Annotated in this window: 20 protein-coding genes; 8 read left to right on the top strand and 12 right to left on the bottom strand. The window is 62.1% G+C overall.

Going from position 1 to position 23332, the window contains the following annotated elements; translation table 11 throughout:
* Window positions 1–6: 6 nt before the first annotated feature.
* Genes AACY31_RS25360 through AACY31_RS25340 form a run of 5 tightly spaced genes read right to left on the bottom strand, consistent with a single transcriptional unit; the run spans window position 7 to window position 4857 of the window.
* Window positions 7–1029: a polysaccharide biosynthesis/export family protein gene (locus tag AACY31_RS25360; RefSeq protein ID WP_339477008.1), complete on the bottom strand. Its 1023-nt coding sequence runs from the start codon at window positions 1027–1029 to the stop codon at window positions 7–9.
* Window positions 1030–1049: 20 nt separating this feature from the next.
* Complete coding sequence (locus AACY31_RS25355; RefSeq protein ID WP_339477010.1) at window positions 1050–1694, bottom strand: CpsD/CapB family tyrosine-protein kinase; 645 nt, start codon at window positions 1692–1694, stop codon at window positions 1050–1052.
* Complete coding sequence (locus tag AACY31_RS25350) at window positions 1695–2441, bottom strand: sugar transferase (protein WP_339477013.1); 747 nt, start codon at window positions 2439–2441, stop codon at window positions 1695–1697.
* Window positions 2438–3496, bottom strand: coding sequence for an NAD-dependent epimerase (locus AACY31_RS25345; protein WP_339477015.1), 1059 nt, complete (start codon window positions 3494–3496; stop codon window positions 2438–2440). The genes AACY31_RS25350 and AACY31_RS25345 overlap by 4 nt, the downstream gene beginning before the upstream one ends.
* Window positions 3493–4857, bottom strand: a complete 1365-nt coding sequence (locus AACY31_RS25340; RefSeq protein ID WP_339477016.1) for a UDP-glucose dehydrogenase family protein — start codon at window positions 4855–4857, stop codon at window positions 3493–3495. Before AACY31_RS25340 ends, AACY31_RS25345 begins: the two co-directional genes overlap by 4 nt.
* A gap of 375 nt (window positions 4858–5232) precedes the next feature.
* Between AACY31_RS25340 and AACY31_RS25335 the strand changes: the two genes are divergently transcribed.
* From AACY31_RS25335 to AACY31_RS25310, 6 genes are all read left to right on the top strand, one after another.
* Window positions 5233–6930 carry a sulfatase-like hydrolase/transferase gene (locus AACY31_RS25335; RefSeq protein ID WP_339492326.1) on the top strand — a complete coding sequence of 566 codons (1698 nt, stop codon included), beginning with the start codon at window positions 5233–5235 and terminating at the stop codon, window positions 6928–6930.
* Between the two features lie 168 nt (window positions 6931–7098).
* Complete coding sequence (locus AACY31_RS25330; protein ID WP_339477020.1) at window positions 7099–7767, top strand: ABC transporter ATP-binding protein; 669 nt, start codon at window positions 7099–7101, stop codon at window positions 7765–7767.
* Window positions 7764–10235: an ABC transporter permease gene (locus tag AACY31_RS25325; RefSeq protein WP_339477022.1), complete on the top strand. Its 2472-nt coding sequence runs from the start codon at window positions 7764–7766 to the stop codon at window positions 10233–10235. The genes AACY31_RS25330 and AACY31_RS25325 overlap by 4 nt, the downstream gene beginning before the upstream one ends.
* Window positions 10225–11295 carry a lipocalin-like domain-containing protein gene (locus tag AACY31_RS25320; RefSeq protein WP_339477025.1) on the top strand — a complete coding sequence of 357 codons (1071 nt, stop codon included), beginning with the start codon at window positions 10225–10227 and terminating at the stop codon, window positions 11293–11295. The genes AACY31_RS25325 and AACY31_RS25320 overlap by 11 nt, the downstream gene beginning before the upstream one ends.
* A gap of 65 nt (window positions 11296–11360) precedes the next feature.
* Window positions 11361–11603, top strand: coding sequence for a hypothetical protein (locus AACY31_RS25315; protein ID WP_339477027.1), 243 nt, complete (start codon window positions 11361–11363; stop codon window positions 11601–11603).
* A gap of 31 nt (window positions 11604–11634) precedes the next feature.
* Window positions 11635–11808, top strand: coding sequence for a hypothetical protein (locus tag AACY31_RS25310; protein WP_339477029.1), 174 nt, complete (start codon window positions 11635–11637; stop codon window positions 11806–11808).
* Between the two features lie 535 nt (window positions 11809–12343).
* Here AACY31_RS25310 and AACY31_RS25305 read toward each other — a convergent pair.
* The 6 genes from AACY31_RS25305 to AACY31_RS25280 form a co-directional block, all read right to left on the bottom strand.
* On the bottom strand, window positions 12344–12862 hold the full coding sequence (locus AACY31_RS25305; RefSeq protein ID WP_339477031.1) for an Hcp family type VI secretion system effector: 519 nt from the start codon (window positions 12860–12862) through the stop codon (window positions 12344–12346).
* A gap of 284 nt (window positions 12863–13146) precedes the next feature.
* Window positions 13147–14523: a 2-oxoadipate dioxygenase/decarboxylase HglS gene (gene hglS, locus AACY31_RS25300; RefSeq protein WP_339477033.1), complete on the bottom strand. Its 1377-nt coding sequence runs from the start codon at window positions 14521–14523 to the stop codon at window positions 13147–13149.
* 88 nt (window positions 14524–14611) lie between these two features.
* Window positions 14612–15832 carry a glycolate oxidase subunit GlcF gene (gene glcF / locus AACY31_RS25295; RefSeq protein ID WP_339477035.1) on the bottom strand — a complete coding sequence of 407 codons (1221 nt, stop codon included), beginning with the start codon at window positions 15830–15832 and terminating at the stop codon, window positions 14612–14614.
* A 161-nt stretch (window positions 15833–15993) separates the two neighbouring features.
* Window positions 15994–17052 (bottom strand): glycolate oxidase subunit GlcE, encoded by a 1059-nt coding sequence (gene glcE, locus AACY31_RS25290; protein ID WP_339477038.1) that lies wholly within the window; start codon window positions 17050–17052, stop codon window positions 15994–15996.
* On the bottom strand, window positions 17052–18551 hold the full coding sequence (gene glcD / locus AACY31_RS25285; RefSeq protein ID WP_339477040.1) for a glycolate oxidase subunit GlcD: 1500 nt from the start codon (window positions 18549–18551) through the stop codon (window positions 17052–17054). The genes glcE and glcD overlap by 1 nt, the downstream gene beginning before the upstream one ends.
* A gap of 193 nt (window positions 18552–18744) precedes the next feature.
* A complete protein-coding gene (locus AACY31_RS25280) occupies window positions 18745–19674 on the bottom strand; it encodes an alpha/beta fold hydrolase (protein WP_339477042.1) in 930 nt (309 codons plus the stop codon).
* Window positions 19675–19947: 273 nt separating this feature from the next.
* On the opposite strand from AACY31_RS25280, the gene AACY31_RS25275 reads away from it, so the two are divergent.
* Both AACY31_RS25275 and AACY31_RS25270 read left to right on the top strand, forming a co-directional pair.
* Window positions 19948–21033 (top strand): diguanylate cyclase, encoded by a 1086-nt coding sequence (locus AACY31_RS25275; RefSeq protein ID WP_339477043.1) that lies wholly within the window; start codon window positions 19948–19950, stop codon window positions 21031–21033.
* 85 nt (window positions 21034–21118) lie between these two features.
* Entirely contained in the window at window positions 21119–22357 is a 1239-nt protein-coding gene (locus AACY31_RS25270) for a M20/M25/M40 family metallo-hydrolase (protein WP_339477045.1), read from the top strand.
* Between the two features lie 185 nt (window positions 22358–22542).
* Here the strand turns inward: AACY31_RS25270 and AACY31_RS25265 are convergent, their stop codons facing one another.
* A complete protein-coding gene (locus AACY31_RS25265) occupies window positions 22543–22875 on the bottom strand; it encodes a DUF6124 family protein (protein WP_339492327.1) in 333 nt (110 codons plus the stop codon).
* Between the last annotated feature and the right edge of the window lie 457 nt (window positions 22876–23332).

Genomic DNA, 23332 nt, shown 5'->3' with positions numbered 1-23332 from the left:
TGAGTTTCAGTTGTCGCTGCCTTTGTTGTCGACGCGGTAGCCGAAGCTGAACCCCACGCCCTGGAACAGCACCACGTCAGCCAGTTGCCTGGCCAGTTCACCGGCGCTGGCAAGTTTGGTCTTGGGCACGTAAAGCATGTCTTCCGGTTGCAGGTAGGCGATCTGCGAGGCGTCACCGCTCAGGGCTTTCTCCACGTCATAGTGGCGGGCTTCGACCTGGTTGCCGGTGCGCCGCATGATCACCACCGAGTCGAGCCTTGCCTTGACGTTTGTGCCCCGGGCCAGGGTCAAGGCCTCGAGGACCGAGATCGGCCGGCGGATCGGGTAGGAACCGGGCTGGGCCACTTCGCCGAGGACGTAGATCTCGTTGCCGGCGGTGGACTTGAGCAGCACATCGACGGTCATGTGGCCTGGCAATTGGGCATAGCGCTCGTTGAGGAAGGTCTCCAGTTGGGTCACGGTCATGCCCTGCAACGGCACCGCGCCGATTTCCGGGAAGCTGGCATAACCATCCCGGCCCACGATGATCTCCCGGCTCATGCCGGTGCCCGGGTGGGTCAAGGTGTTGCGCAGATGCGTCTCGCTGGACAGTGGGCTGGTCACCAGCACCGTCAATTGGTTGCGATTGGGCTGGAACAGCATTTTCTGGTCATAGGCACGTTGCACCGCCAGGCGGGCTTCGTCGGTGGTCAGACCGGCGATTTTTACCGAGGTGTTGGCCCCTGGCAGTTCGATACTGCCGTCGGGCATCACCTGTTGCGTGCCGTTGAGCTGGCTGGCGGCGGTGAAGTTCAGGGCAACCTGGTCGCCCGGCTGTACTCGATAAGCCTGGGACGAGGTCGTGTCGATGTGAAAAATCACGTCCAACACATCCTGGGGCCTCAAGGTTTGCTCGACCTTGGGCATGTCGGTGGCCTGGGCGTTGGCCGGCGCGGCCGTGAGGATCTGCACCGGCATCGATCGGGTATCGGTATTGCTGGAGCAACCGGCAAGCGGCAGCAACAGCAGGACAAGCATTCTGGCGTTCATCTCGTCATCCTTTTGCAGGCTTACAGGTTGTTGTAGAGCCACTTGGGCATGTAGTACTTGCGGCGATTGAACACGCTGCCCACCACTTTCGCGCCGGCTTGGGACAGGCGTTGGTGGGCGGCCTGGGCCACTTCCCAGCGGGTCTCTTCACCACGCACCACCAGCACCACGCCGTCTACCTGGGTGCTGAGCACCAGGGTGTCGCTGGCCGAATACACCGCGTCGGCGTCGATCACCACAAAGCGGTATTGCGCCGCCAGTTGCCTGAACAGTGGGCGCAGTCGCTCGGGGCTCAAGCGTTCGGCATTACGGCCCAAGCGCCCCTGGGGCAGCAGGTCGAAGGGCAGGCTGGACGTCTGCACCACGCAGTCCTGCAACAAGGGCGGGGCGAGGCTGTTGAACAACAGATCGGTGAAACCGCGCTCCTTGTGCAACGACAGTTGCTGGCTGAGGTTGCGCGGTGACTGGCTGGCATCCACCAGCAGTACGCGACCGCTGCTCATCTGCGCCAGTTGAGCGGCCAGCGCCATCGCGCTGGTGCTGGTGCCGGTGCCGGTGTTGGCGGCCGTCAAGAGCAGGATCCGCAGGGAAGGGTCGAGCACGGTCGAGGTCAGGTTGGTCTCGCTCGGGCTTGCTATGGTCAGGATATTGGTTGAACCGTCCATTTAACTCGCTCCGTGGCCGCTGAAAACTTTGAAGGGGGTAATCATCAGGATCTTCAAGTCCAGCCACAGGCTTTGTTCAGCGATATAGCTGAGGTCCAATTCCACACGCTGGTCGAAGTCGATATTGCTGCGCCCGGATATCTGCCAAAGGCCGGTCATGCCGGGGTAGATGCTCAGGCGCACAAGATGGTTGTCCTTGTAGCGATAGGCGTTGAACGAGGTCGGCCGCGGGCCCACCAGGCGCATGTCGCCGGTCACTACATTGATCAGGTTCGGCAGTTCGTCGAGGCTGCTGCGTCGCAGGAACCGGCCGATGGGCGTGATGCGCGGATCGTTGTCGATCTTGAAGTCGATGGCATCGGCGCCGTGTTTGTTGAGGTGGCGCAGCGACTCCTTGAGAGCCTCGGCGTCGGCGACCATGGTGCGGAACTTGTACATGCCGAAGACCCGGCCGCGATAACCGGTGCGCTTTTGCACGAACAGCACGGGGCCGGGGCTGGAAAACTTGACCAGCAGCGCCACGCTCAGCAGCAGCGGGAATAGCAGCAGCAGGATCGCCAGTGCGCCGAGGCAGGCCACTACGCGGTTGGTGCGTGAGACGGTCCAGGGCCGGCCGCCGTCGCGACCGGTCAACCAGCCACGGCCCTGGCGGTGGATGGCCGCGTCCAGGCGCCTGCGGTGATCAGGGTCGACACGCTTGTCGCGTCCCGGGGCGTTGATCTCGATGACTTGCTCATGTCGGGTCATAGACTCCTCCGCTGAACTTCAGCCGCGAACGGCGTATGGGCGATGGGTACTGCGTAGTAATCGAGGAACCACTGGATGAAACGACCCAGGCCGTCGTCCAGTTCGATACACGGCTTGAAGCCGGTGGCCCGTGCCAGGTCGCTGGCATCGGCGCAGGTGTTGAGCACATCCCCCGCTTGCAGGGGCAGCAGTTCGATGCGGGCGGTTCGTCCCAGGTGTTTTTCCAGCAGCGCGACATAGGTGCGCAGCGCCACCGGGTGCTGCCCGCCGATGTTGTAGATCCGCCAGGGCGCGCGGCTGCTGGCTGGGTCCGGTTGTGCGTGATCCAACAGTGGCGTGACCGGGGGCGCATGCTCGATCAGGCGCGCGATGCTTTCGACGATGTCGTCGATGTAGGTGAAATCGCGTTGGTGCTCGCCGTAATTGAACAGCTGCAGCACGCGGTCTTCGGCGATGGCGCGGGCAAACTGGATCGGCGACATGTCTGGCCGGCCCCAAGGGCCGTACACCGTGAAGAAGCGCAGGCCGGTGCAGGGGATGCCGAACAGGTGGCTGTAGCTGTGGGCCATCAGTTCGTTGGCTTTTTTGCTGGCCGCGTACAGTGACAGCGGATGGTCGACGTTGTCCTGAACCGAATAAGGCGTGCGCGGGTTGGCACCGTATACCGAGCTTGAGGAGGCGTAGATCAGGTGCTTGACCGGATAGCGACGGCAGCTTTCCAAAATGCTCAGGAACCCGGTGATGTTGCTGTCGACATAGGCCTGCGGGTTTTCCAGGGAGTAGCGCACGCCGGCCTGGGCGGCAAGGTGAATCACGACGTCCGGGCGCCGGGCCTGGAACAGTTCATCGATGGCGGGTGTGTCGGCCAGGTCGATCCGCGCCAGGGGAAATTCGCCGGCCTGGTCGTTTACCCAGGTCACACGGTCGTGCTTGAGCTGCGGGTCGTAGTAGTCGTTGAAATTGTCCAGCCCGCACACCCGATGGCCGTCGCGCAGCAGTCGCAGCACGACGTGGGCGCCGATGAAACCGGCCGCGCCGGTGACCAGGATGTTCACGCTTGTGGCCCTGGTGCCGGGGTGCCTGGCACGGTGTGCCGCAGCCCGATACCGCGATACAACAGCCCGGCGGCGGCCAGGTGTTCGGGGTTGTACAGATTGCGGCCATCAATGATCACCCGGGCGCGCAACTTGCTGGCCAGCAGGTCGAAGTCCACCACGCGAAAATTCTTCCATTCGGTGCAGATCACCAGGGCGTCGGCGTCTTCCAGGGTGTCGTCGCGGGTCGCACAGAGGTTCAGGTCCTTGCGATAGCCATAGAGGCGACGGCACTCGGACATGGCTTCCGGGTCATAGGCCTGGACACGTGCGCCTTCGCGCCACAGCGCCTCCATCAGATAACGGCTGGGGGCTTCGCGCATGTCATCGGTGTTGGGCTTGAACGCCAGCCCCCAGATGGCAATCGACTTACCGGCCAGGCCATCCTGGAATTGCTTCGCCAGTTTCTCGAAGAGGATGTGCCGCTGGCTGTCGTTGACGTCGGTGACGCTGCGCAGCAGGCGCAGCGGCATGCCGCTTTGTTCGGCGGTGTGCAACAAGGCCCGCAGGTCCTTGGGAAAGCACGAACCGCCAAAACCGCAACCGGGGTAGATGAAGTGATAACCGATGCGCGGGTCCGAGCCGATGCCTTTGCGCACCGCTTCGATGTCGGCGCCCAGCCGTTCGGTGAGGTTGGCCAGTTCGTTCATGAAGCTGATGCGGGTGGCGAGCATGGCATTGGCGGCGTACTTGGTCAGTTCGGCGCTGCGGTTGTCCATGAACATCAGTTTTTCGTGGTTGCGGCAAAAAGGCGCGTAGAGCTCCGTCATCTGGTCGCGAGCCAGCGGGTCGGCGGTGCCGACGATGATCCGGTCCGGGCGCATGCAATCGGCCAGGGCGCTGCCTTCCTTGAGAAACTCGGGGTTGGACACCACGCGCATGTTCAGTTGTTTCAGGCCCCGCCGCGCCAATGCCTGGCGGGCGCATTCAGCCACCTTGTCGGCCGTGCCCACCGGCACCGTGGACTTGATGACCAGCGTGCGGTCGCTGTCCATGAAGTCGGCGATTTGCCGGGTGACGGCCAGCACATGGCTCAGGTCTGCCGAGCCGTCTTCATCGGCAGGGGTACCGACGGCGATGAAAATCAGCTCGCCATGGTTGACTGCATCGCTGCCCTGGGAACTGAACGACAAGCGTCCGGCCTTGATGTTGTCTTCGAGCAAAGTGGACAGCCCGGGCTCGCTGATGGTCGGTACGGCTTGCTGCAGTTGTCGGATTTTGTTCGGGTCGATATCGATGCACAAAACGCGGTGTCCAACGTCGGCCATTGCGGCCGCCTGGATCAATCCGACATACCCCGTACCAAATACACTTACGTCCATCTTTGGCGTGCCTCGCAGACCGAATGATGTAACTCGGATGAAACTGTTTAGAGGGGTATAGCGCAGCCTCAGAAAAGCGTGTCAGCAAAATGACAGTTGTCAGTGTTGGTAATTCAAGTGATGTCGGGCATTTTGATATCAAGTCCTTGACTGCCTTAGCAAAGTGGCTGTTTTGTTGGGATTAATGGGTTTTTTACAAATCGATGAACGGTAGTAACCCATAGATTTTTACATTTCTCGACGTGGTTACGTGTCATTTTTGGGGTAACTTTTTTTTGACGCGTTGAGGGGGGAAGCATTTCTTGCGCTTTGAAAAGCGGCTGCTAACGTGCAGGAATGAAGTGCTTTTGACACGGCGATCGGGTCGAGGAAAACATGCTCCGCTACCTCAAGGAATTGCTGCTGGTTCTGTACCTGCTCAAGGGGTACGACTATTACCTCGACCGTCTGAACGCGTTAGGCCTGGGGTTCGCAACGTTGCTGTTTGGCGCCATGTTCGCGGTGCTGGTGCTGGCGCTGTGGATGAGCGCCTACATTCGCCAGACCCTGGTGAGGCATGTATTTGCCTTGGTGATGTTTGTTTCAGCGGTGTTTTTCGAGGTATACACCCGGGTCACGGACAGTTACCTGACCTATAGCCAGTTTGTTTCGCTGGTGTACTCAGGGGGATTTATCCAGGAGGCGGCCTACCAGTACCGCGAGGTGATTATCAGCGCGGTGATCAGTGGCTTGCTGCTGTTGTTCGGCATCGCGCTCAAGCCTCAAAGGTCGGTGCGGTTGCCTGGCTACCTGCCAATGGCGGCGCCCGTGCTGGGTGTGTTGTTGCTCAGTGGCGTGTTGTTCATGCGGGCGGGCGAGGGCGCGCGGGGCCTGCCGGTGATGTACACGCCGTTGGCCTATTTGAATCTGTTTGCCTACGAGTCCTTGGACAACACCGTCGGCCCTCGGGAGCCGGTCACCCTGGTGCGACGATCGTCTGTGATCGAGCAGGATATCGTGCTGATCATCGACGAAAGTATTGGCGGAAATTATCTGGATATCAACGCGCCATTCGGCGTGCACACCAGCCTGAAGACGCCGCCTGAGGGCGTGGATATTTTCAACTTCGGCTATGCCGCCTCCATCGCCAATTGCAGCGCCGACACCAACGTGACCCTGCGCTATGGCGGTACGCGCGCCGACTACATACGGATCAACAGCACCCGGCCGTCGATCTGGCAATATGCTAAAAAAGCGGGGTTGCGTACCGTCTACATCGACGCCCAGCGCACCGGTGGCTACCTGCAGAACCTGATGACTGAGCTGGAAAAACAGGACATCGACGAATTCGTCCAATTCGACCAGGCCAGCGTGCGCGACCGCGACATGGCGGCTGCGGCGAAGTTGATCGAGCTGCTGGGTGACAACCAGGCCGAACTGGTGGTGATCAACAAGATGGGAGCGCATTTCCCCGTACACGACAAATACCCCGACGATTTCATGACCTACCGCCCGGCCTTGCCGCGAGGGCAGTTCCAGGACGTGGCCGACACCGGCAGCCGCGACGGCTTCAACGGCCAGAAAGATGACTGGTTGCTGTACCGCAACGCTTACCAGAACACCTTGCTGTGGAATGTCGGCGAGTTCTTCAAGCGAATCTTCCAGCAGGCCGATTTGAGCCATGCCGTGTTGATCTACACCTCCGACCACGGCCAGGACCTTCACGAGCGCGGCAACCCCGGGCTCAACACCCATTGTGGCGGTGACCCGGTGGCGGAGGAGGGGTTGGTGCCGTTGGTGGTGATCCAGGGCAGCCAATTGCACACCCTTGATTGGCGCGATGCCTGGGCCCAGAACAAGGATCGTTCGAGCCACTACAACATCTTCCCGACGCTGTTGCAGTTGATGGGTTACGACCCGGCCGGGGTTGAATCGGCCTATGGGAAATCCCTGAGCCAACCAACCGATGATGATTTCACTTTCAACTATCGCTTTAATGCGCGGTTGGGGGCGAAGCCGGCTTGGAAACACATCGACTTGGGCGACATCGTGACACCGCAGTCCGGCCAGGTTGAGATGGCGGTGGGGCATTGACTGGCGCTGAGCTCTTGTTGGTTGAGTACATATCCCTTGCTGCTAAGCGGCCGTTACCGCAGAAATGGATATACACCCCCAACCCGACGAGCGATGAGAAACCCGTGGGTGGGGACCGCCCCTCAACTCCGCTATCCTGACCCCCACGTTCTTTCATCGAGCCTTTCCATGCTTGAAGTCCGCCAAGTGCATAAAAGCTACCCCACGCCCCAAGGCCCATTGCCGGTGCTGCAAGGCATCGACCTGACGCTGATGCCCGGCAGCAGCCTGGCGCTGATGGGAGAGTCGGGCAGTGGCAAGAGCACCTTGCTGCACCTGGTCGCCGGGCTGGACAAGGTCGATGGCGGCAGCATTCGCAGTGGCAAATACCGACTCGACGGCATGAGCGAAGGCCAGCTGGCGAATTGGCGACGTACGGAAATCGGCTTGGTGTTCCAGCAGTTCAACCTCATCAGCAGCTTGTCGGTGGAGGACAACCTGGCGTTCCAGGCGCGTCTGTGCGGCCGTTATGACGCGGCTTGGCAAGCCCATCTGGTGCAGCGGCTCGGGCTTTCAGCGCTGTTGCGGCGTTATCCCGAGCAACTGTCCGGCGGCCAGCAACAGCGGGTGGCGCTGGGTCGGGCGCTGGCCTCGCGACCGCCCTTGTTGCTGGCCGATGAACCCACCGGCAGCCTCGACGAAGCCACCAGCGACGAAGTGCTGCAACTGCTGCTGGAACTGCTGGAGGGCAGCCCCACCAGCCTGCTGATGGTGACCCACAGTCCACGGGTGGCGGCTCGCCTGGCCCAGCGCGTGGTGTTGCACGGCGGGCAGTTGGCGCAAGTGGCCCAAGGGTGATGATTTTTCGCCAGACCCTCAAGGCCCTGCTCAGCCATTGGCGCCAGCACCCGGTGCAATTTTTCAGTGTGCTGACTGGCCTGTGGCTGGCCACCAGTCTGCTCACTGGCGTGCAAGCATTGAACAGTCAGGCCCGGGACAGCTACGCCCGGGCCAGCCAACTGATCGGCGGCGAACCCCAGGCCAGCCTTAGTGCACCCGGTGGCGGCACTTTCCCTCAGCAATGGTTTGTCGAACTGCGGCGCCAGGGCTGGCCGGTGTCGCCAGTGTTGCAGGCCCGGGTGGCGCTCAAGGACCACGAGGATCAGCGCCTGCAACTGATGGGCATCGACCCGGTGTCGCTGCCGCCCGGTGCCGCACTGGCGGGGCAGGCGCGGGAGATGAGCGAGGTAGTGGCGTTCTTTACCGATCCCGGTCGCACCTGGATCGCCCCGCAAACCTTGCAAGCCTTGGGGTTGATCGAGGGTGACCAACCCCAGAGCGTCGATGGGCAATCCCTACCACCGCTGCATGCCCAGGAGGACATGGCGCCGGGCGTGCTGTTGATGGACATCGGTTTTGCCCAACAGGTACTCGGGTTGCCGGAGCAACTGTCGCGGCTGCTGTTGTCCGCCACGTTCAGCGCCGCGTTGCCGGAGGCGTTCAACGGTCGCCTGCAACTCAAGCACGCCGATGAAGAAAACAACCTGTCGCGCCTGACCGAAAGTTTTCACCTGAACCTCGACGCCTTGGGGGTTTTATCCTTCGTGGTAGGGCTGTTCATCGTTCACGCGGCCATCGGCCTGGCCCTGGAGCAACGCCGCAGTCTGTTGCGAACCCTGCGCGCCTGTGGCGTCAGCGCGCGGGTGCTGGTCACCAGTCTGGCCATCGAATTGGGCGCGTTGGCCTTGCTGGGCGGGATCGCCGGGGTGCTCAGCGGCTATTGGCTGGCGAGTCTGTTGTTGCCCGATGTCGCGGCGAGCCTTCGGGGTTTGTACGGTGCCGAAGTGGCCGGGCACTTGAACCTCAGCCCGTGGTGGTGGTTCAGCGGTGTCGGCCTGAGCTGGCTCGGTGCGCTGCTGGCCGGCGCCAACAGTCTGTTACGGGCGGCGCGCCTGCCCTTGTTGACGCTGGCCAACCCCCAGGCCTGGCATCAGGCCCATGGGCGATGGCTGCGCCGCCAGGGTTGGGTGGCGACGCTGGCGGCGCTGATTGCCGCATGGGCGTTGATGTGGGGCGATAGCCTGGCCAGCGGTTTTGTCCTGATGAGCGCCTTGTTGCTGGGGGCGGCGCTGGCCTTGCCGGTATTGCTCAACAGCGCGCTGAAGCGACTGTTGCGCCGCAGCCGCTCGGTGCTCGGGCAATGGTTTCTTGCTGATTGCCGCCAGCAATTGCCGACGCTAAGCCTGGCGTTGATGGCCTTGTTGCTGGCGTTGGCGGCGAACATCGGCGCCGGCAGCATGACCGCCGGTTTCCGCCAGACTTTCAGCAACTGGCTCGAACAACGGCTGACCGCCGAGTTGTACATCAACCCGCAAACGCCGGCCCAGGCGGACGAACTGCACGCCTGGCTCAAGCAGCAACCGGCGATCACTGCCGTAGTCCCCCTTTGGCAAGTGTCGATCCCGTTGCAGGGCTGGCCGACAGAGATCCACGGCATCATCGATCACGCCCACTATCGACAGCATTGGCCGCTGCTGGAGTCGGCCGGCGACAAGCCGTGGGAGCAACTGGCCGCCGCCGACACCCTCATGCTCAGCGAACAACTGGCCCGACGCCTCAAGGTGAGTATCGGCGATCAGTTGACCCTGCCGACGCCGCAGGGGCCATGGGCACTGCGCATCGTCGGAATCTATGCCGACTACGGCAATCCCAAGGGCCATGTGCTGGTCAACGCCGAGCACTTGTTGGCGTACTGGCCGAACCTGACGCCGAACCGTTTCAACCTGCGCATCGAACCGCCCGCGATACCGGCGCTACTGACAGCCTTGCAAGGCCGGTTCAGCCTGGACGACAGCCGCATCGTCGACCAGGCCCGGCTCAAGGGCTGGTCGACCCAGGTGTTCGAACGCACCTTCGCCGCTACCGCCGCCCTCAACAGCCTGACCCTGGCGGTGGCCGGAGTGGCGTTGTTCATCAGCCTGCTGACCCAGAGCCAGAGTCGCCTCGGCCAGTTGGCGCCGCTGTGGGCGCTGGGGGTGACGCGTCGGCAGTTGATGCTGCTCAACCTCGGCCAGACCTGGCTGCTGGCACTGCTGACCTTGGTCCTGGCGTTGCCGCTGGGCATCGCCCTGGCCTGGTGCCTGGACACGGTGATCAACGTGCAGGCCTTCGGTTGGCGCCTGCCGTTGCGGGTGTTCCCGTTGCAATTGGTGCAGTTGCTGGCCCTGGCGATGCTCGCCACGCTCCTGGCATCGGCCTGGCCGCTGTATGCGTTGTACCGCACGCAACCGGCGGATTTGCTGAGGACCTTTGCCCATGAAGATTAAAGTTGGCGTGTTGCTACTGGCGTTGCTCAGTGGTTGCGATGACTCAGTGCCAACGCAAGGGGGCTTTGCCGGCCTCGGCGACCGGGCTGTTGCGTTCACGCCGGTCGTGCCTGGGCGGGTATTCAGTTTCCCCGCCGACCATGGCCCTCATGAAGGTTTTCGCATCGAGTGGTGGTACGTCACCGCCAATCTCAAGGATGCCCTGGGGCATGAGTTTGGCGTGCAATGGACGCTGTTTCGCAGCGCCTTGAATGCCGCCCCCCAGGTCAGCGGCTGGCGCAACCAGACCATCTGGCTCGGTCACGCTGCGGTTACGTCCGCCACCGTGCACCATGCCGCCGAGCGTTACGCGCGAGGCGGGACGGGCCAGGCCGGGGTGCAGACGGCGCCCTTCAGTGCCTGGATCGACGACTGGCAATTCAGTACCCAGGCTTTAGCGGCCGAGCCGTTGGCGGACATGCAATTGAAGGCGCGCGACCCACGCTTCAGCTATGCATTGCGGCTGACGTCGAGCCGGCCGTTGGTGTTGCAGGGCGATCAAGGTTTCAGCCAGAAATCCGAACAGGGGCAGGCGTCGTACTACTACAGCCAGCCGTTCTTCCAGGCCAGCGGTGAATTGGAAATCGATGGCCAGCGTTACGCGGTCAGTGGCCCGGCCTGGCTCGACCGCGAATGGAGCAGCCAGCCCCTGACCGCAAACCAGACCGGCTGGGACTGGTTTTCCCTGCATCTGGACACCGGCGAGCACCTGATGCTCTACCGCATGCGCCACAAGGACGGCGCGCCGTACCTCACGGGCACCTGGATCGACGCCCAGGGCCAAGCGCAAACCCTGCACGCCGGGCAAATCAGCCTCGTGCCCCAGGACACCGCCAAGGTCGCTGGGCGCTCGATGCCGATAGGCTGGGCCATCAAGGTCCCCAGCAAGCAACTCGACATCACCCTTCACGCACTGAATCCCAATGCCTGGATGGACCTGCGCATTCCCTATTGGGAAGGGCCGGTGCGACTGGGTGGCAGCCAGGGCGGCACCGGTTACCTGGAAATGACCGGCTACTGAGAATCGCCGGAACTCCCCGCGAACGTCGACCCTCATAGTTTATGAATGTCTCGCAGGAGCCCGTCATGAGCGATGACCTCAAACTTGCGTCGCTGGCCGATTGGCAGCGATTGTTCGACGACAAGGCCTACTGGCAGCAGTCCCCCGATGCTCACTTCAGCGAGCTGATGCGGGTGGCCAATGACCTGTTCGGTCAGGGTGCTATAGACCTGGCGCAGTGGCAGGCCTTGAAGACCCGGGCCGAGCAACTGCACCAGCGCTCCCCGAATACCAATGTCGCTGAAGCCGTCGCCGACCCCGACGCCTGATTCCAGGCCTGAAAGGTTCAAGGAGTTCACCATGCAGCACCGCCCCGATCAAACCTGGCAAAACCCCGACGCCCCGGTATTGCCCGGTGAAGTGGAACGCGATAACGACGCCTTGCGGCCCAATGACCCGGTCAAGCGCAAACAACGGCATGGCGACCCTGAGGCAGGGGATACCGATGCGCAGAAAACCGGTCGACGTGGTTGAATGACGTCACGTCGGACGGGTATTAAAAAGAGTTTTTCAGAACTGTTTAATTTTGTTTTGCCGATAACTTTGTCTACTTGTCCATGTTTTGTATAACTGTTTGTACAGCGATACGCAGCCCCCAAACTCGGGCTAGACAGGCGTTGTGTGCACTCTGTGTAGGAGCTGTCGAGTGCAACGAGGCTGCGATCTTTTGATCTTTTGATCTTTTGATCTTTCGCTTGAGATTCAAGTGTGTGGGGAAAGATCGCAGCCTCGTTGCACTCGACAGCTCCTACGCCCCTACGCCCCTACGCTCCAGCGCTTGAGTGGGGGCAGTTGCAATAATGAATAATTATTTAAACAGGCTCACGGACATATTCTAAAAGTTCGATTATTATTGTTCCCGTTCGCCCAGTGTCAGGCTCTTTACCAGTGCATGGATTGCCGAGGCCATCGCACTGGGCGAACACCATCCTGAATCAACCGCTATCGATTATTTTCAACGGCACATCGACCCGCAGAGCTGGCCGATGCGTGAGCGGCTGCCTGCGATTCAACCGGCGGCCGGTGCACGCCCGTCATCGGAGCCCGAGGTACCGCTGACTTCGTGGGTCCAGGTAATCTTGCGATACGTGAAGTGCACGTCTTCCAGATGGGTGAAATGAGCGTTCTCTGGGTCCTGGCAGTTGAGCATGTAGTCCTTGATATCGACGATGATCGCGTCCTCCAACGTGGTGGTGTAGTCGTGCTTCTGGGTGCCGGCAGCCGAAGTGCGGTACCACTGGATCTTGACTTCGGTCAGGCGTTCGCCGCTGGTCAGGGCGACTAGCTGCAGGGGCGAAGCTTTGTCGAATACCTTGGTGATGATCAGGGGTTTGTGTATGCGCTGACCGGTTGGCTGGCCGGACTGAAGGTCGCGAGGGATGGTCACTTGGTGCTCGAAAGCCTGCACCATGACTTGGTCTTCATGACCCTCTTGGTAGGTGTTGCCCACCGAACCGGCGGTAAACGCACCGGCAGTGATCAGCACTTGTTTGGTGCCTGTAACGGACATAGACGCGGGGGTAGCCAATGGATGCTAACGATAGGGCCTGGGACGGGAGTCGCCCCGAGGTGGCCTCACGGTTATCAAGAGCTATGCCATTTTTTAAAAATCTATATATATCAATAGGTTGATGTTTTATTTTGGGGGGGCTCCCTGCAGGCAAGCGAGAAATCGCTCAAAGGCTTGCCCGGCTCATTGCAGCTCCTCGCGGCCTGATCAGACATCGCGATACCCGGGCCGGGTGACCGAGAAAGGCGCGCCGCACGCACGCCTGTCAGGCAGTTTTTTGCCGTTTGTCCTTCGGCTTGTTCCTACACGCCCAATGCAGTCCTGCTCTCATCGATGGAGCGTTGTTGCGTCTGGGCGTACAGCTCCAGCTCATCAATGGTCGCTAGGCCCAGCGCCTCTTCGAAGGCTTGACGATTGGACTGACCGGCATAATGACTCTGGGCGGCATCGCCAAGGTTCGACTGGAAAATGCCGGCGGCGCTGACGGGCAGGAAGTCCTCGTACACCAAGGGTTCGGCGCGCAGGTATTGCTGCTCAAGCAAGTGCTCCAGCGAGGCCGCGTGCTCAAGGGCGCCCTTGGCGGCGAGGCCCTTGGGGGTGACGAAATAGCGGAAGTACGCCAATGCCTGTCGGCGCAGCTCATCGTGGCTGTCGGGGAATGCGACGAAGTGTTCGGCCATCAGTCGGTTGTAGCGTTCGGCGTTGGCTTCGTTGGGAAACTCCCCCAGTGCGTCGCGCGCGGCGTTGAGCAATTGATCGTAGAGCGCGCGGCCCTTGGGCGTGAGAGCTGCGCCGCGTTGTTCGATTTCGCCGAAGCGGGCGCTGTGGCTGCCTTGGGACTGTGACTGGTCAGTGAAGGCGACGGGTTCGTCGAGTGCCTTGAAACTGGTCTGACGCAGCAGGATCGGGCATTGGCGGCGGGGAGGGCCTTCGATCACGGCCTTGGGGGTAATGCCGTGCACGGGCATCCGGGCCTGGACGATGTCGATGTCCAGGGTGCGCGGTGTCAGGTGATTGATGTGTGGGCCTTTGAACGCCACCACGTCGGCGATCAGGCGATGTTGGGCGCTCAGTTGCCGGTACTGTTCGGCGGTGACGGTGGCGCTGTGGTGCCAGCGAAAGGTTTCCAGAGCTTGTAGGACGAAGTCCTCAGCCTGGGCTTCCGTCAGGCCACCCTGGCGTTCGGTCAGCTCAATGAGCTCAAGGGCGCCGGGGGTAAAGATCTGCCGCTTGTCCAGCACCGACTCGGCAAAGGCCCGAAGCTCGGCGTTCTCGATCAGTTCCAGGCGCAGCAGCGAGGTAAACACCCGGAACGGGCTGACCTGCAACGCGCTTTCGTGCACGGCGCGGAAGGCGGTGGAATGCACCGGCACCCCGGCAGGCGTGAGGTCGTAATAACCCACCGGCTGCATGCCCATGACCGCGAACAGACGCCCCAGGGTCGCCAGTTCGGCGGCGGTGCCGACGCGGATCGCACCGTGGCGTTCCAGGTCCAGGCGTTCGAGTTCACCGGTGCTGCGCAGGTGTGCCGCCAAGGCCGGGTCTTCGGCCAGCACCTGGGCGTTGGTGTGCTCCACCAGCTTCATCAGGGCGCCATACAGCGGCACCTCGTCGCGATACATGTCGGACATCGCTCTGGAGAAGCGTTGGCGGATCAGGTCGGGGCTGACGAAGCTCATCGTAAGAATTCCTGGGCGAGGGCGGTGGGAAAGTGGACGAAAGATCGCAGCCTTCGCAGGCCCCGGCAAACGAAGAATCTTCAGGACTTCATTCTGTCAGGGACTGATCCACCAGTTCGATCCAGTGCCGCACGGGCGTGCGACCGGCGCCGTCGAGGTGGTTCTGGCAGCCGACGTTGGCGGTGACGATCAGCGCCGGCTGGCCGCTTTCCAGCGCATTGAGGCGGTTGTCCCGCAATTGCCGCGCCAGGGTAGGCTGGGTCAGCGAATAGGTGCCGGCCGAGCCGCAACACAAATGGCCGTCGGGCACCTCGGTGAGGTTGAACCCCAGCCGTGTCAGCAGCGCTTCGATGCTGCCGCCGAGTGTCTGCGCGTGCTGCAAGGTGCAGGGGCAATGCACGGCGATGCGCTGGTTCCTGGCCGCGCAGATCTGTTCCAGCGGTTCCTGGCCGAGTACTTGCACCAGGTCCAGTGCCCGTTCACTCACCTGCCTGGCCTTGGCGGCATAGGCGCGGTCGTGTTGCAGCAGGTGCCCGTAGTCCTTGATGAATGCGCCGCAGCCGCTGGCCGTCTGGACGATGGCTTCAGCGCCGTTTTCCAGGTGTGGCCACCAGGCGTCGATGTTCTGCCGGGCGCGATCCAGCCCGGTGGCCTGGGCGTCGAGGTGATAATCCAGCGCACCGCAACAGCCGGCCTGCGCACAGGGGATCGCGCTGATGCCGAGTCGATCCAGCACCCGCGCTGCCGAAGTGTTGGTGTTGGGCGACAGGCCCGGTTGCACGCAACCTTCGAGCATCAACACCGTACGCCGATGCCGGAGAGGTGGGCGCTCGTTGTGGGCTGAGGAAGCGCGAGGCAACTTGGCGGTCAGGTTCGTTGGCAGCAGCGGACGGAAGATCGTCCCAAGACGCAGCAGGGCCCTGAACCGCTCGGGGCTGGCGGCCAGGCTTCGCAGCCCCAGGCGCAGCGCGCGTTGGCCGGCGGGGCGTGGCACGGCGTGATCGACCACCGCCCGGCCGATGTCCAGCAGGTTGTGGTAATCCACGCCGGACGGACAGGTGGTCTCGCAGTTGCGACACGACAGGCAGCGATCCAGGTGCAGTTGAGTGCTGGCCGTCGCCGGCTGGCCTTCGAGCACTTGCTTGATCAGGTAGATGCGTCCGCGCGGGCCGTCCAGTTCATCGCCGAGCAATTGGTAGGTGGGGCACGTGGCATTGCAGAAACCGCAATGCACGCAACTGCGCAGGATCCGTTCGGCTTCTTCGGCGCGGGGCAGATTTTTGCTTTCCTCACTAAACCGAGTCTGCATAGGGAGTGTCCTGTATCACAGATGCTGTTTCTTTTTGACGGCGTCTGTTGCCGTCATGCAGCGCTGCCGCTCCTCGCCATAGCGGGCCATGACCCGTCGCGGCGCCCTGCCTGACGACAACCGCCACTCGTCAAGAAGGAACGCATTTGCGACACAGGACACTATAGCTCCGGGTACATCCGGCCAGGGTTGAACAGCCCCTGGGGATCAAGCTGGGCCTTGAGTTGCCGGTGATAGCGCAGCAGTGCCGGGGCCAGTGGCTGGAACGGTGTGTCGCTGACACCCTGACGATAGCAGGTGGCATGGCCGCCGACTTCATGGGCCAGGGCTTGCACCGTGTCGGCCTCGGTTTTCAACCAGCGTTGGGCGCCGGCCCAGTCGATCAACTGCGTGCCGGGCAGGGTGAGCGGCCCGGTATGGTTGGGCAACGACAGGCGCCACAGGGGCAAGCCTTCATCGAAGAAGGCCAACTGATGTTCATTGAGTGCCATCCAGTATCGATCGTCGATCACCTCGCCACCGAAACGCTGATGAGCGGCACTGACCGAGCCTTCGCCACCCTCCAGGCGCAGGTGCAGGCAGTCGCCGTCATGGCTGGCGGCGTTGATGGGCAGGGGCTGACGGCCCCATTCGGCGAGTTTTTCCAGGGCCTCGGTGCTGTCCAGTTCCAGGCGGATACTCAGGCTGTGACGGGGCTTGGGCAGGACCTTCAAGGAGACTTCGGTGATCACCCCCAGGCACCCGAAACTGCCGGTCAACAGGCGCGACAGGTCGTAGCCAGCGACGTTTTTCATCACCTCGCCGCCGAAACGCAACAACCTGCCATGGCCACTGATCAGGCGTGTGCCCAGGACGAAGTCGCGCACCGAACCGGCCCATGGGCGACGCGGTCCCGACAGCCCGGCAGCGACCATGCCGCCGACCGTGGCGTCGTCGCCGAACGCCGGCGGTTCGCAGGGCAGCCGTTGCCCGGCGGCGTCCAGGGCGGCCAGCAGGTCCCGCAGCGGGGTGCCGGCACGGGCGGTGATGACCAGTTCGGTGGGGTCGTAGTGGACGATGCCACGGTGCACGCGGGTGTCCAGCACTTCGCCGGCCACTTCGCGCCCCAGGAAAGCCTTGCTATTCGAACCCTGGATACGTAGCGGCGTGGCGTTGGCCCGGGCGTGATTGACCTGTTCGAGCAGCAGGTCGCTGGCGTCCTGGTCGGCTTCGCGGCTCATCAGAAACGCTCCAGTTCAGGAAACGGCAGTTGCCCGCCATGGATGTGCATGGCGCCGAATTCGGCGCAGCGCTGCAGGGTGGGGATGTTCTTGCCAGGGTTGAGCAGGCCTAGGGGATCGAACGCTGCTTTTACCGCGTGAAACAGGTTCAGTTCGTCGCTGTTGAATTGCGTGCACATCTGATTGATTTTTTCCCGGCCGACACCGTGTTCGCCAGTGATGCTGCCGCCCACCTGGACACACAGTTCGAGGATTTTTCCGCCCAGGGTTTCGGCGCGCTCCAGTTCGCCGGGCTGGTTGGAATCGAACAGGATCAGGGGGTGCATATTGCCGTCACCGGCGTGAAAGACGTTGGCGACCCGCAGGCCATGCTCGGCACCGAGGCTGGCGATGCGCTGCAGTACTTCGGGCAAGGCGCGTCGCGGGATGGTGCCGTCCATGCAGTAATAATCCGGCGCCAGGCGGCCCACCGCCGCAAAGGCGTTCTTGCGCCCGGCCCAGAAGCGCAGCCGCTCGGCCTCGTCCCGCGCCTGACGCACCTCGGTGGCACCGGCCTGTTGCAGCACCTGGCGGACCCGTTCGCAATCGTCATGGACATCGGCCTCGACCCCGTCCAGTTCGCACAGCAGGATCGCTTCGGCCTCCACCGGATAGCCGGCGTGGATGAAGTCCTCTGCGGCGCGGATCGCCAGGTTGTCCATCATTTCCAGGCCACCGGGGATGATCCCGGCGGCGATAATGTCGGCCACTGCCCGCCCGGCCTTGTCCACCGAATCGAAACTGGCCAGCAGTACCTTGGCGACTTGGGGCCGGGGCAACAGTTTGACGGTCACTTCGGTGATCACCCCCAGCAAACCTTCGGAACCGGTGAACAGTGCCAGCAGGTCCAGGCCCGGCGAATCCAGGGCTTCACTGCCCAGGGTCAGGCGTTCGCCTTCGACGGTGAGGATTTCCAGCTTCAACAGATTGTGCACCGTCAGGCCGTACTTGAGGCAGTGCACGCCGCCGGCGTTTTCCGCGACATTGCCGCCGATGGAACAGGCGATCTGCGACGAAGGATCCGGTGCGTAATACAGCCCGAACGGCGCCGCCGCCTGGGAGATCGCCAGGTTGCGCACACCCGGCTGAAGCCGTGCGGTGCGGGCATCGGGGTCGATGTGCAGGATCTGGTTGAACCGTGCCATCACCAGCAACACGCCGCTTGCCAGGGGCAGGGCGCCGCCGGACAGACCGGTCCCGGCGCCCCTGGCGACCACCGGCACATTCTGCCCATGGCAGAGCTTGAGCAGCGCCTGGACCTGCTCGACCCGCCTGGGCAAGACCACCAGCAGGGGCGTGGTGCGGTAGGCCGACAAGCCATCGCATTCGTAGGGCTTGAGGTCTTCCTCCTGATGCAGGATGTCCAGGTCTGGAATCTGTGCCTGCAAGGCTTGAAGCAGGGCCTGTTTGTCCACCTTGGGCAAGGGGCCGTCGAGGTGTTCGTCGTAGAGGATGTTCATGAAGCCGATACCCTGTAGCTGACGAGTGTAACGAGGCTGCGATCTTTCCCCTGGCGATTGAACCTTGAGCGAAAGATCCCATAGATCAAGATCAAAAGATCGTCCGAACGCGGCCCGAGCCTGCGGCACCCCTACGGAGCGCAACCCAGCGGGAGCAAGCTCCCTCGCCACGGACTCATCCCTTGCATCGCCGTCACTGCCCCAACTCCTTGAGAAAACCACGGTACAGCGCCGCGGTTTTTCCCGGTTGTTCGATCATGGGCAGGTGGCCGATACCGTCCCAGATTTCCACCCGTAAGTCCGCGATGCCCTTGCTCCACACCGGCACGCTGCTTACATCGATCACCCGGTCCTGACGGCCCCAGAGCAGCAGCGAAGGGGCGCGAATGTCGGCCAGGAGAGGCTCCATCGATGGGCTGGCGCGAAAGTCGGAGTAGATCTCCGCCAGTTCTTCACGGTGCTGTACATAACGTTCGGCCACGGCCGCCATCACCATGCCCGGCACCCAGGGCGGCGAGGCCATGGTCATTGCGTAGAACGGCATGAATTCTTCTTGCGAGTGCACCAGGGACGGGTTACGACCGGCGGCCAGTTGGCGGTCCATGTCGCTGGGCTGGGGCGCGGTGACGCCGGCCGGATTGAGCAGCGCCAGGGTCAGTACACGTTCGGGTGAAGTGGCCGCCAGCCACGCGGCGAGATGCCCACCCATGGAATTACCGATCACATGGACCTTGTCCAGGCCGCAGGCATCGAGCAACTCGATGATCCGCCGGGCCTGGGTCGGGATGTCGTAGCCGCCACCGGCCTTGAAGCCGGTTTCGCCATGGCCGGGGAGGTCGGGGATCACTACCCGGTAGTCACCGACAAAATGCCGGGCAACGCGTAGCCAGAGGTTCTTGTCGCCGCTGTAGCCGTGCAGCATCAGTATGCTGGCGGACGCTTCATAAGGCCCACCCTGCCAGGTCGACACGGTCATCTCGCTGATGGGCACGGTGATTTTGCGTAACCGGTAAAGGCGTGCCTCCAAGGCCATGTTCATGTCGTAGATCACATGGCCAATGCCGGGATACGTCAACCAACTCCAGGCGATAAGTACAGCAAGAACTACACACAACACCAGCATGTTTTGCCCTCCATGGGCGATGACAGAATGTGATCGAACGGATCAGGTGGTGATAAGTGAAGCTGAAACCCGGGAACATCGCTGCCCAGAGGCCTCCTTTCTGAAGGCTTACAGGATTTCCATGTCATATATAGCCAAAATCCGAGCAGAGTTGCGTATTTGAAGAAGAATAAATCGCCCTGCATTCATTGGTGGCTATTTGATGTCGCCCTGATAGACTCCAAGCTACCCCCCTTCCCAATGACTTGGGAAACCCGCGGTGCAGAGGTTCCTATGCAAAAAACGGGAAAAAAGGGACGGACGCTGGCCAGGAGGCTCTATATATCGCGCATTCTGGGCCTGACGTTGGGGTTGCTGTTGGTGAGTGCTGCCGTCTTTCCCCTCGAACCGGCGCTGTGGGTCTGGGGTTTCATGTTATTCCATGGCCTGCTCTGGCCACACTTGTCCTACTGGTGGGCCCGGCGTTGCGCGATGCCGTACCACGTCGAACACATCAATTTATTGATCGATGCGGTGCTTGGCGGCTTCTGGGTCGCGGCAATGCAGTTCAACCCGCTGCCCGCAGCCGTCACGCTGGCGATGATGGCGATGAACAATGTCTCCATTGGTGGCCTGCGTTTCCTGCTCATTGGGGCCTTGGCCCAAGTGGCCGGCATTGTCGTGGGCGTGCTGATCTTCCCGCTGACCAGCGTGCCCATGACCAGCCCGGCACAGATCTATGCCTGTTTGCCGTTGCTGTGCCTGTACCCGATGGCGCTGGGTTGGTTCTGCTATCGCCAAGCCTACGCACTGGGCCGGCAAAAGCGCGAGTTGCTGGCCCTGAGTCGCACCGACAGCCTGACCGGCTTGCTTAACCATGGCGCCTGGAAAGATCGCCTCAACGAGGAGTTCCAGCGCTGTTTGCGTCACCCAGATGACGGGGCAGGGCGCGGCGCGCTTGTGCTGATCGATATCGATCACTTCAAGGCCATCAATGACACCTATGGCCATGTCGCCGGCGACATCGTGCTGCGCCAGCTGGGCAAGATGCTCAAGCAAAACTTGCGCGCCGCCGATGTGGTCGGGCGTTATGGCGGGGACGAGTTCTGTGTGATTCTGCCGGACCTGACGCTTCACAACGCCGTGCAGGCCATGGACGGGTTGCGCGAGCGCTTTGCGACGCTCAGCTATGAACAGAACCCGGCGCTGAAGGTGAGCCTGAGCATTGGCCTGGCGGCCTTCAACCCGGCCTATGGCGATGCGACCCATTGGCTCAATGATGCCGACCAGGCGCTTTACGAGGCCAAGACCGGCGGGCGCAACCGGGTCACGTGTTACCGGCATCGGCAGGCGTTGGAGGCATCGGTCATTTCCCCTTGAGGTGGCCACCTGCGGTCTAGAGCCTTGGCCCATTGTCGGGTAGGGTGCCTATGGCACTCTTTCGATACGGAACAAGGATGAAATCATGATGATGACCGCTCTTCGCTCCCGTCTGGCCGTCAGTCTTGGCCTGAGCCTGGCCCTCGGCGCCTTCGCCCCCGTTGCATTCGCGCAGCCCCATCAACAAGTCCTGAACGACGCCGGACAGTACAAGGGCGAGGCCCTGAAACTGCTCGAACGGTTGGTGAACATCGACTCTGGCTCAGGCTATGTGCCGGGGCTGACCCAGGTCGGTGATATTGCGATCGATGAATTGACGAAGTTGGGCGCCACCATCGAAAAGGTGCCTAACTCGGACGGCACCCAGCACATCCTGGCGACCCTCAAGGGCACCGGCAAGGCAAAAATCCTGCTGATGGCCCACATGGACACGGTGTTCAAGGAAGGCTCGGCCGCCGAGCGTCCCTTCCACATCAAGGATGGCCGGGCCTATGGGCCGGGGGTGATGGATGACAAGGGCGGCATCGTTGCCGGGATCTATGCGCTGAAGGTGCTCAAGAACCTGGACTTCAAGAACTACGCGCAGATTACTTTCCTGCTCGACGCCAGCGAAGAAACCGGCTCGGACGCCGCCACCGACCTGATCAAGAGAACCGCCAAGGCCCATGACGTGACCCTCAACCTCGAGCCGGGTCGCCCGGCCGATGGTTTGGTGGTGTGGCGCAAGGGCAGTGCCACGGCGCTGGTGGAGGTCAAGGGCAAGGCGTCCCACGCCGGTGTCGCGCCGGAACTGGGGCGCAATGCGGCGATGGAAGCCGCGCACCAGATTCTGCAACTGGGCAAGCTCGGCGACGCGGAAAAGAAAACCACCATCAACTTCACGGTGATCAAGGCCGGCGACCGGACCAACGTGATCCCCGACCAGGCGAGCGCCAAGGCGGATGTGCGTGCGGCGGTGCCGGAAGAGTTCGACCGCATCGAAAAAGACCTGGCCCGGGTGTCGCAGGACAAGCTGATCGCCGACACCGAAGTCACCACCAGCCTCAAGCGCGGCCTGCCACCGATGCCGCAGACGGCGGAGTCGGACCGGTTGATGGCCATGGCCCAAGGCATCTATGGCGAACTGGGGCGCAAACTGACGGAAGAAGGCAGCGGTGGAGCGGCGGATGCCAGCCTGTCGGCCGGGGTTGGCACGCCGACGCTGGATGGTTTTGGCATTGTCGGTGGCAACATTCACACCCCTGAGGAATACGCCGAAGTCGAGAGTGTGGTGCCGCGGATTTACCTGTTGTCGCGGATGATCATGGAGTTGGCTGGGCGGTAAAGCGCTGCCCGTCCTTTAAGGATACGCAGGCTCTTGTGGCGAGGGAGCTTGCTCCCGCTCGGCTGCGCAGCAGTCGTAAAACCGGTTGATGCGGTCTGCCTGAAAGGCCGCGTCAACCCATTTGGGGCTGCTGCGCAGCCCAGCGGGAGCAAGCTCCCTCGCCACAGGTTTTTTGGGTGAGTCGGCTAGCGCGCTTCGACGTTGTCCAACGCTCGGTTTGCCAGCTGTCCACTCAATTCGATCAATTGCTGGATGCCCAGGGCAATATGGCGCCTTGAGCCTTCCAGATCGAAGGCCAGGTCGCCGAGCATGGCATTGGCCGAGGCCAGGTTTTCGCTGAGGTTGGCGAGCAGGGTTTCGGTGTCGACACCGTTGATGACAGTGAAGAGTTGGCCTGGCTCAGCCTCGGTTTTGGTGGCTTTTGGCTTGAGGTAGTAGTCGAGGGCGCGGTCGGCGGCTTTGTCGAACGCTTTTGATGATGGATCAGTATCCGGTGGGTTCGGTGTTGGCTTGAACATGGATTGAAACTCCTTGGTAATTGGAGCCGCAACCTTTTGCTACCAAACATTAGGTGGCGGCTATACGCAGGTTGGTAGACCGGGTACCAAGGCAAACCCAGCGCGCCCAAGGGCGCCCCGCGCACAGCCGCCATAATAAATATGCCGGAGCCGTGCGCCTTAGTTTTACCCGGGCTACCAAACCCGATCGCTGATTCGTCAGCGACCCGGAAACGATAAAACCTGGCCCCAAGGCGCACAAGCCGGCGAATTCTGGCGTAGTTGTAGGCAATGGCGCAAGGTGAGGCAGTTCGCTCCTACGTCGAGAGGAATGCGATAAACATTCAAGCTTTTTGTGGCGAGGGAGTCCCCGCCGCGTCTTCGACGCTGCGCTGTCGCGCAGCAAACAAGTGCTCGGCTTAAGATTGGGTGCGCGCGGGGAAAGAGGCCGTAGCTATCACTGGTGTGTCAGCACCCG

Source organism: Pseudomonas sp. RL_105y_Pfl2_101 (assembly GCF_963970585.1).
In the GTDB taxonomy this organism is placed as follows: domain Bacteria; phylum Pseudomonadota; class Gammaproteobacteria; order Pseudomonadales; family Pseudomonadaceae; genus Aquipseudomonas.
Note: the sequence above shows the minus strand (reverse complement) of the source record. Positions and strands in the feature narration are given on the sequence as shown.

Bases quoted from the DNA above. Each gene is read 5' to 3' on its own strand.
- AACY31_RS25280 (WP_339477042.1), bottom strand. From the start codon at position 19,674: ATGCTGGTGTTGTGTGTAGTTCTTGCTGTACTTATCGCCTGGAGTTGG.
- AACY31_RS25315 (WP_339477027.1), top strand. From the start codon at position 11,361: ATGAGCGATGACCTCAAACTTGCGTCGCTGGCCGATTGGCAGCGATTG.
- glcD (WP_339477040.1), bottom strand. From the start codon at position 18,551: ATGAACATCCTCTACGACGAACACCTCGACGGCCCCTTGCCCAAGGTG.
- AACY31_RS25350 (WP_339477013.1), bottom strand. From the start codon at position 2,441: ATGACCCGACATGAGCAAGTCATCGAGATCAACGCCCCGGGACGCGAC.
- AACY31_RS25275 (WP_339477043.1), top strand. From the start codon at position 19,948: ATGCAAAAAACGGGAAAAAAGGGACGGACGCTGGCCAGGAGGCTCTAT.
- AACY31_RS25270 (WP_339477045.1), top strand. From the start codon at position 21,119: ATGATGATGACCGCTCTTCGCTCCCGTCTGGCCGTCAGTCTTGGCCTG.
- AACY31_RS25360 (WP_339477008.1), bottom strand. From the start codon at position 1,029: ATGAACGCCAGAATGCTTGTCCTGCTGTTGCTGCCGCTTGCCGGTTGC.
- glcE (WP_339477038.1), bottom strand. From the start codon at position 17,052: ATGAGCCGCGAAGCCGACCAGGACGCCAGCGACCTGCTGCTCGAACAG.
- AACY31_RS25265 (WP_339492327.1), bottom strand. From the start codon at position 22,875: ATGTTCAAGCCAACACCGAACCCACCGGATACTGATCCATCATCAAAA.
- AACY31_RS25335 (WP_339492326.1), top strand. From the start codon at position 5,233: ATGCTCCGCTACCTCAAGGAATTGCTGCTGGTTCTGTACCTGCTCAAG.
- AACY31_RS25340 (WP_339477016.1), bottom strand. From the start codon at position 4,857: ATGGACGTAAGTGTATTTGGTACGGGGTATGTCGGATTGATCCAGGCG.
- AACY31_RS25330 (WP_339477020.1), top strand. From the start codon at position 7,099: ATGCTTGAAGTCCGCCAAGTGCATAAAAGCTACCCCACGCCCCAAGGC.
- hglS (WP_339477033.1), bottom strand. From the start codon at position 14,523: ATGAGCTTCGTCAGCCCCGACCTGATCCGCCAACGCTTCTCCAGAGCG.
- AACY31_RS25355 (WP_339477010.1), bottom strand. From the start codon at position 1,694: ATGGACGGTTCAACCAATATCCTGACCATAGCAAGCCCGAGCGAGACC.
- AACY31_RS25320 (WP_339477025.1), top strand. From the start codon at position 10,225: ATGAAGATTAAAGTTGGCGTGTTGCTACTGGCGTTGCTCAGTGGTTGC.
- AACY31_RS25310 (WP_339477029.1), top strand. From the start codon at position 11,635: ATGCAGCACCGCCCCGATCAAACCTGGCAAAACCCCGACGCCCCGGTA.
- glcF (WP_339477035.1), bottom strand. From the start codon at position 15,832: ATGCAGACTCGGTTTAGTGAGGAAAGCAAAAATCTGCCCCGCGCCGAA.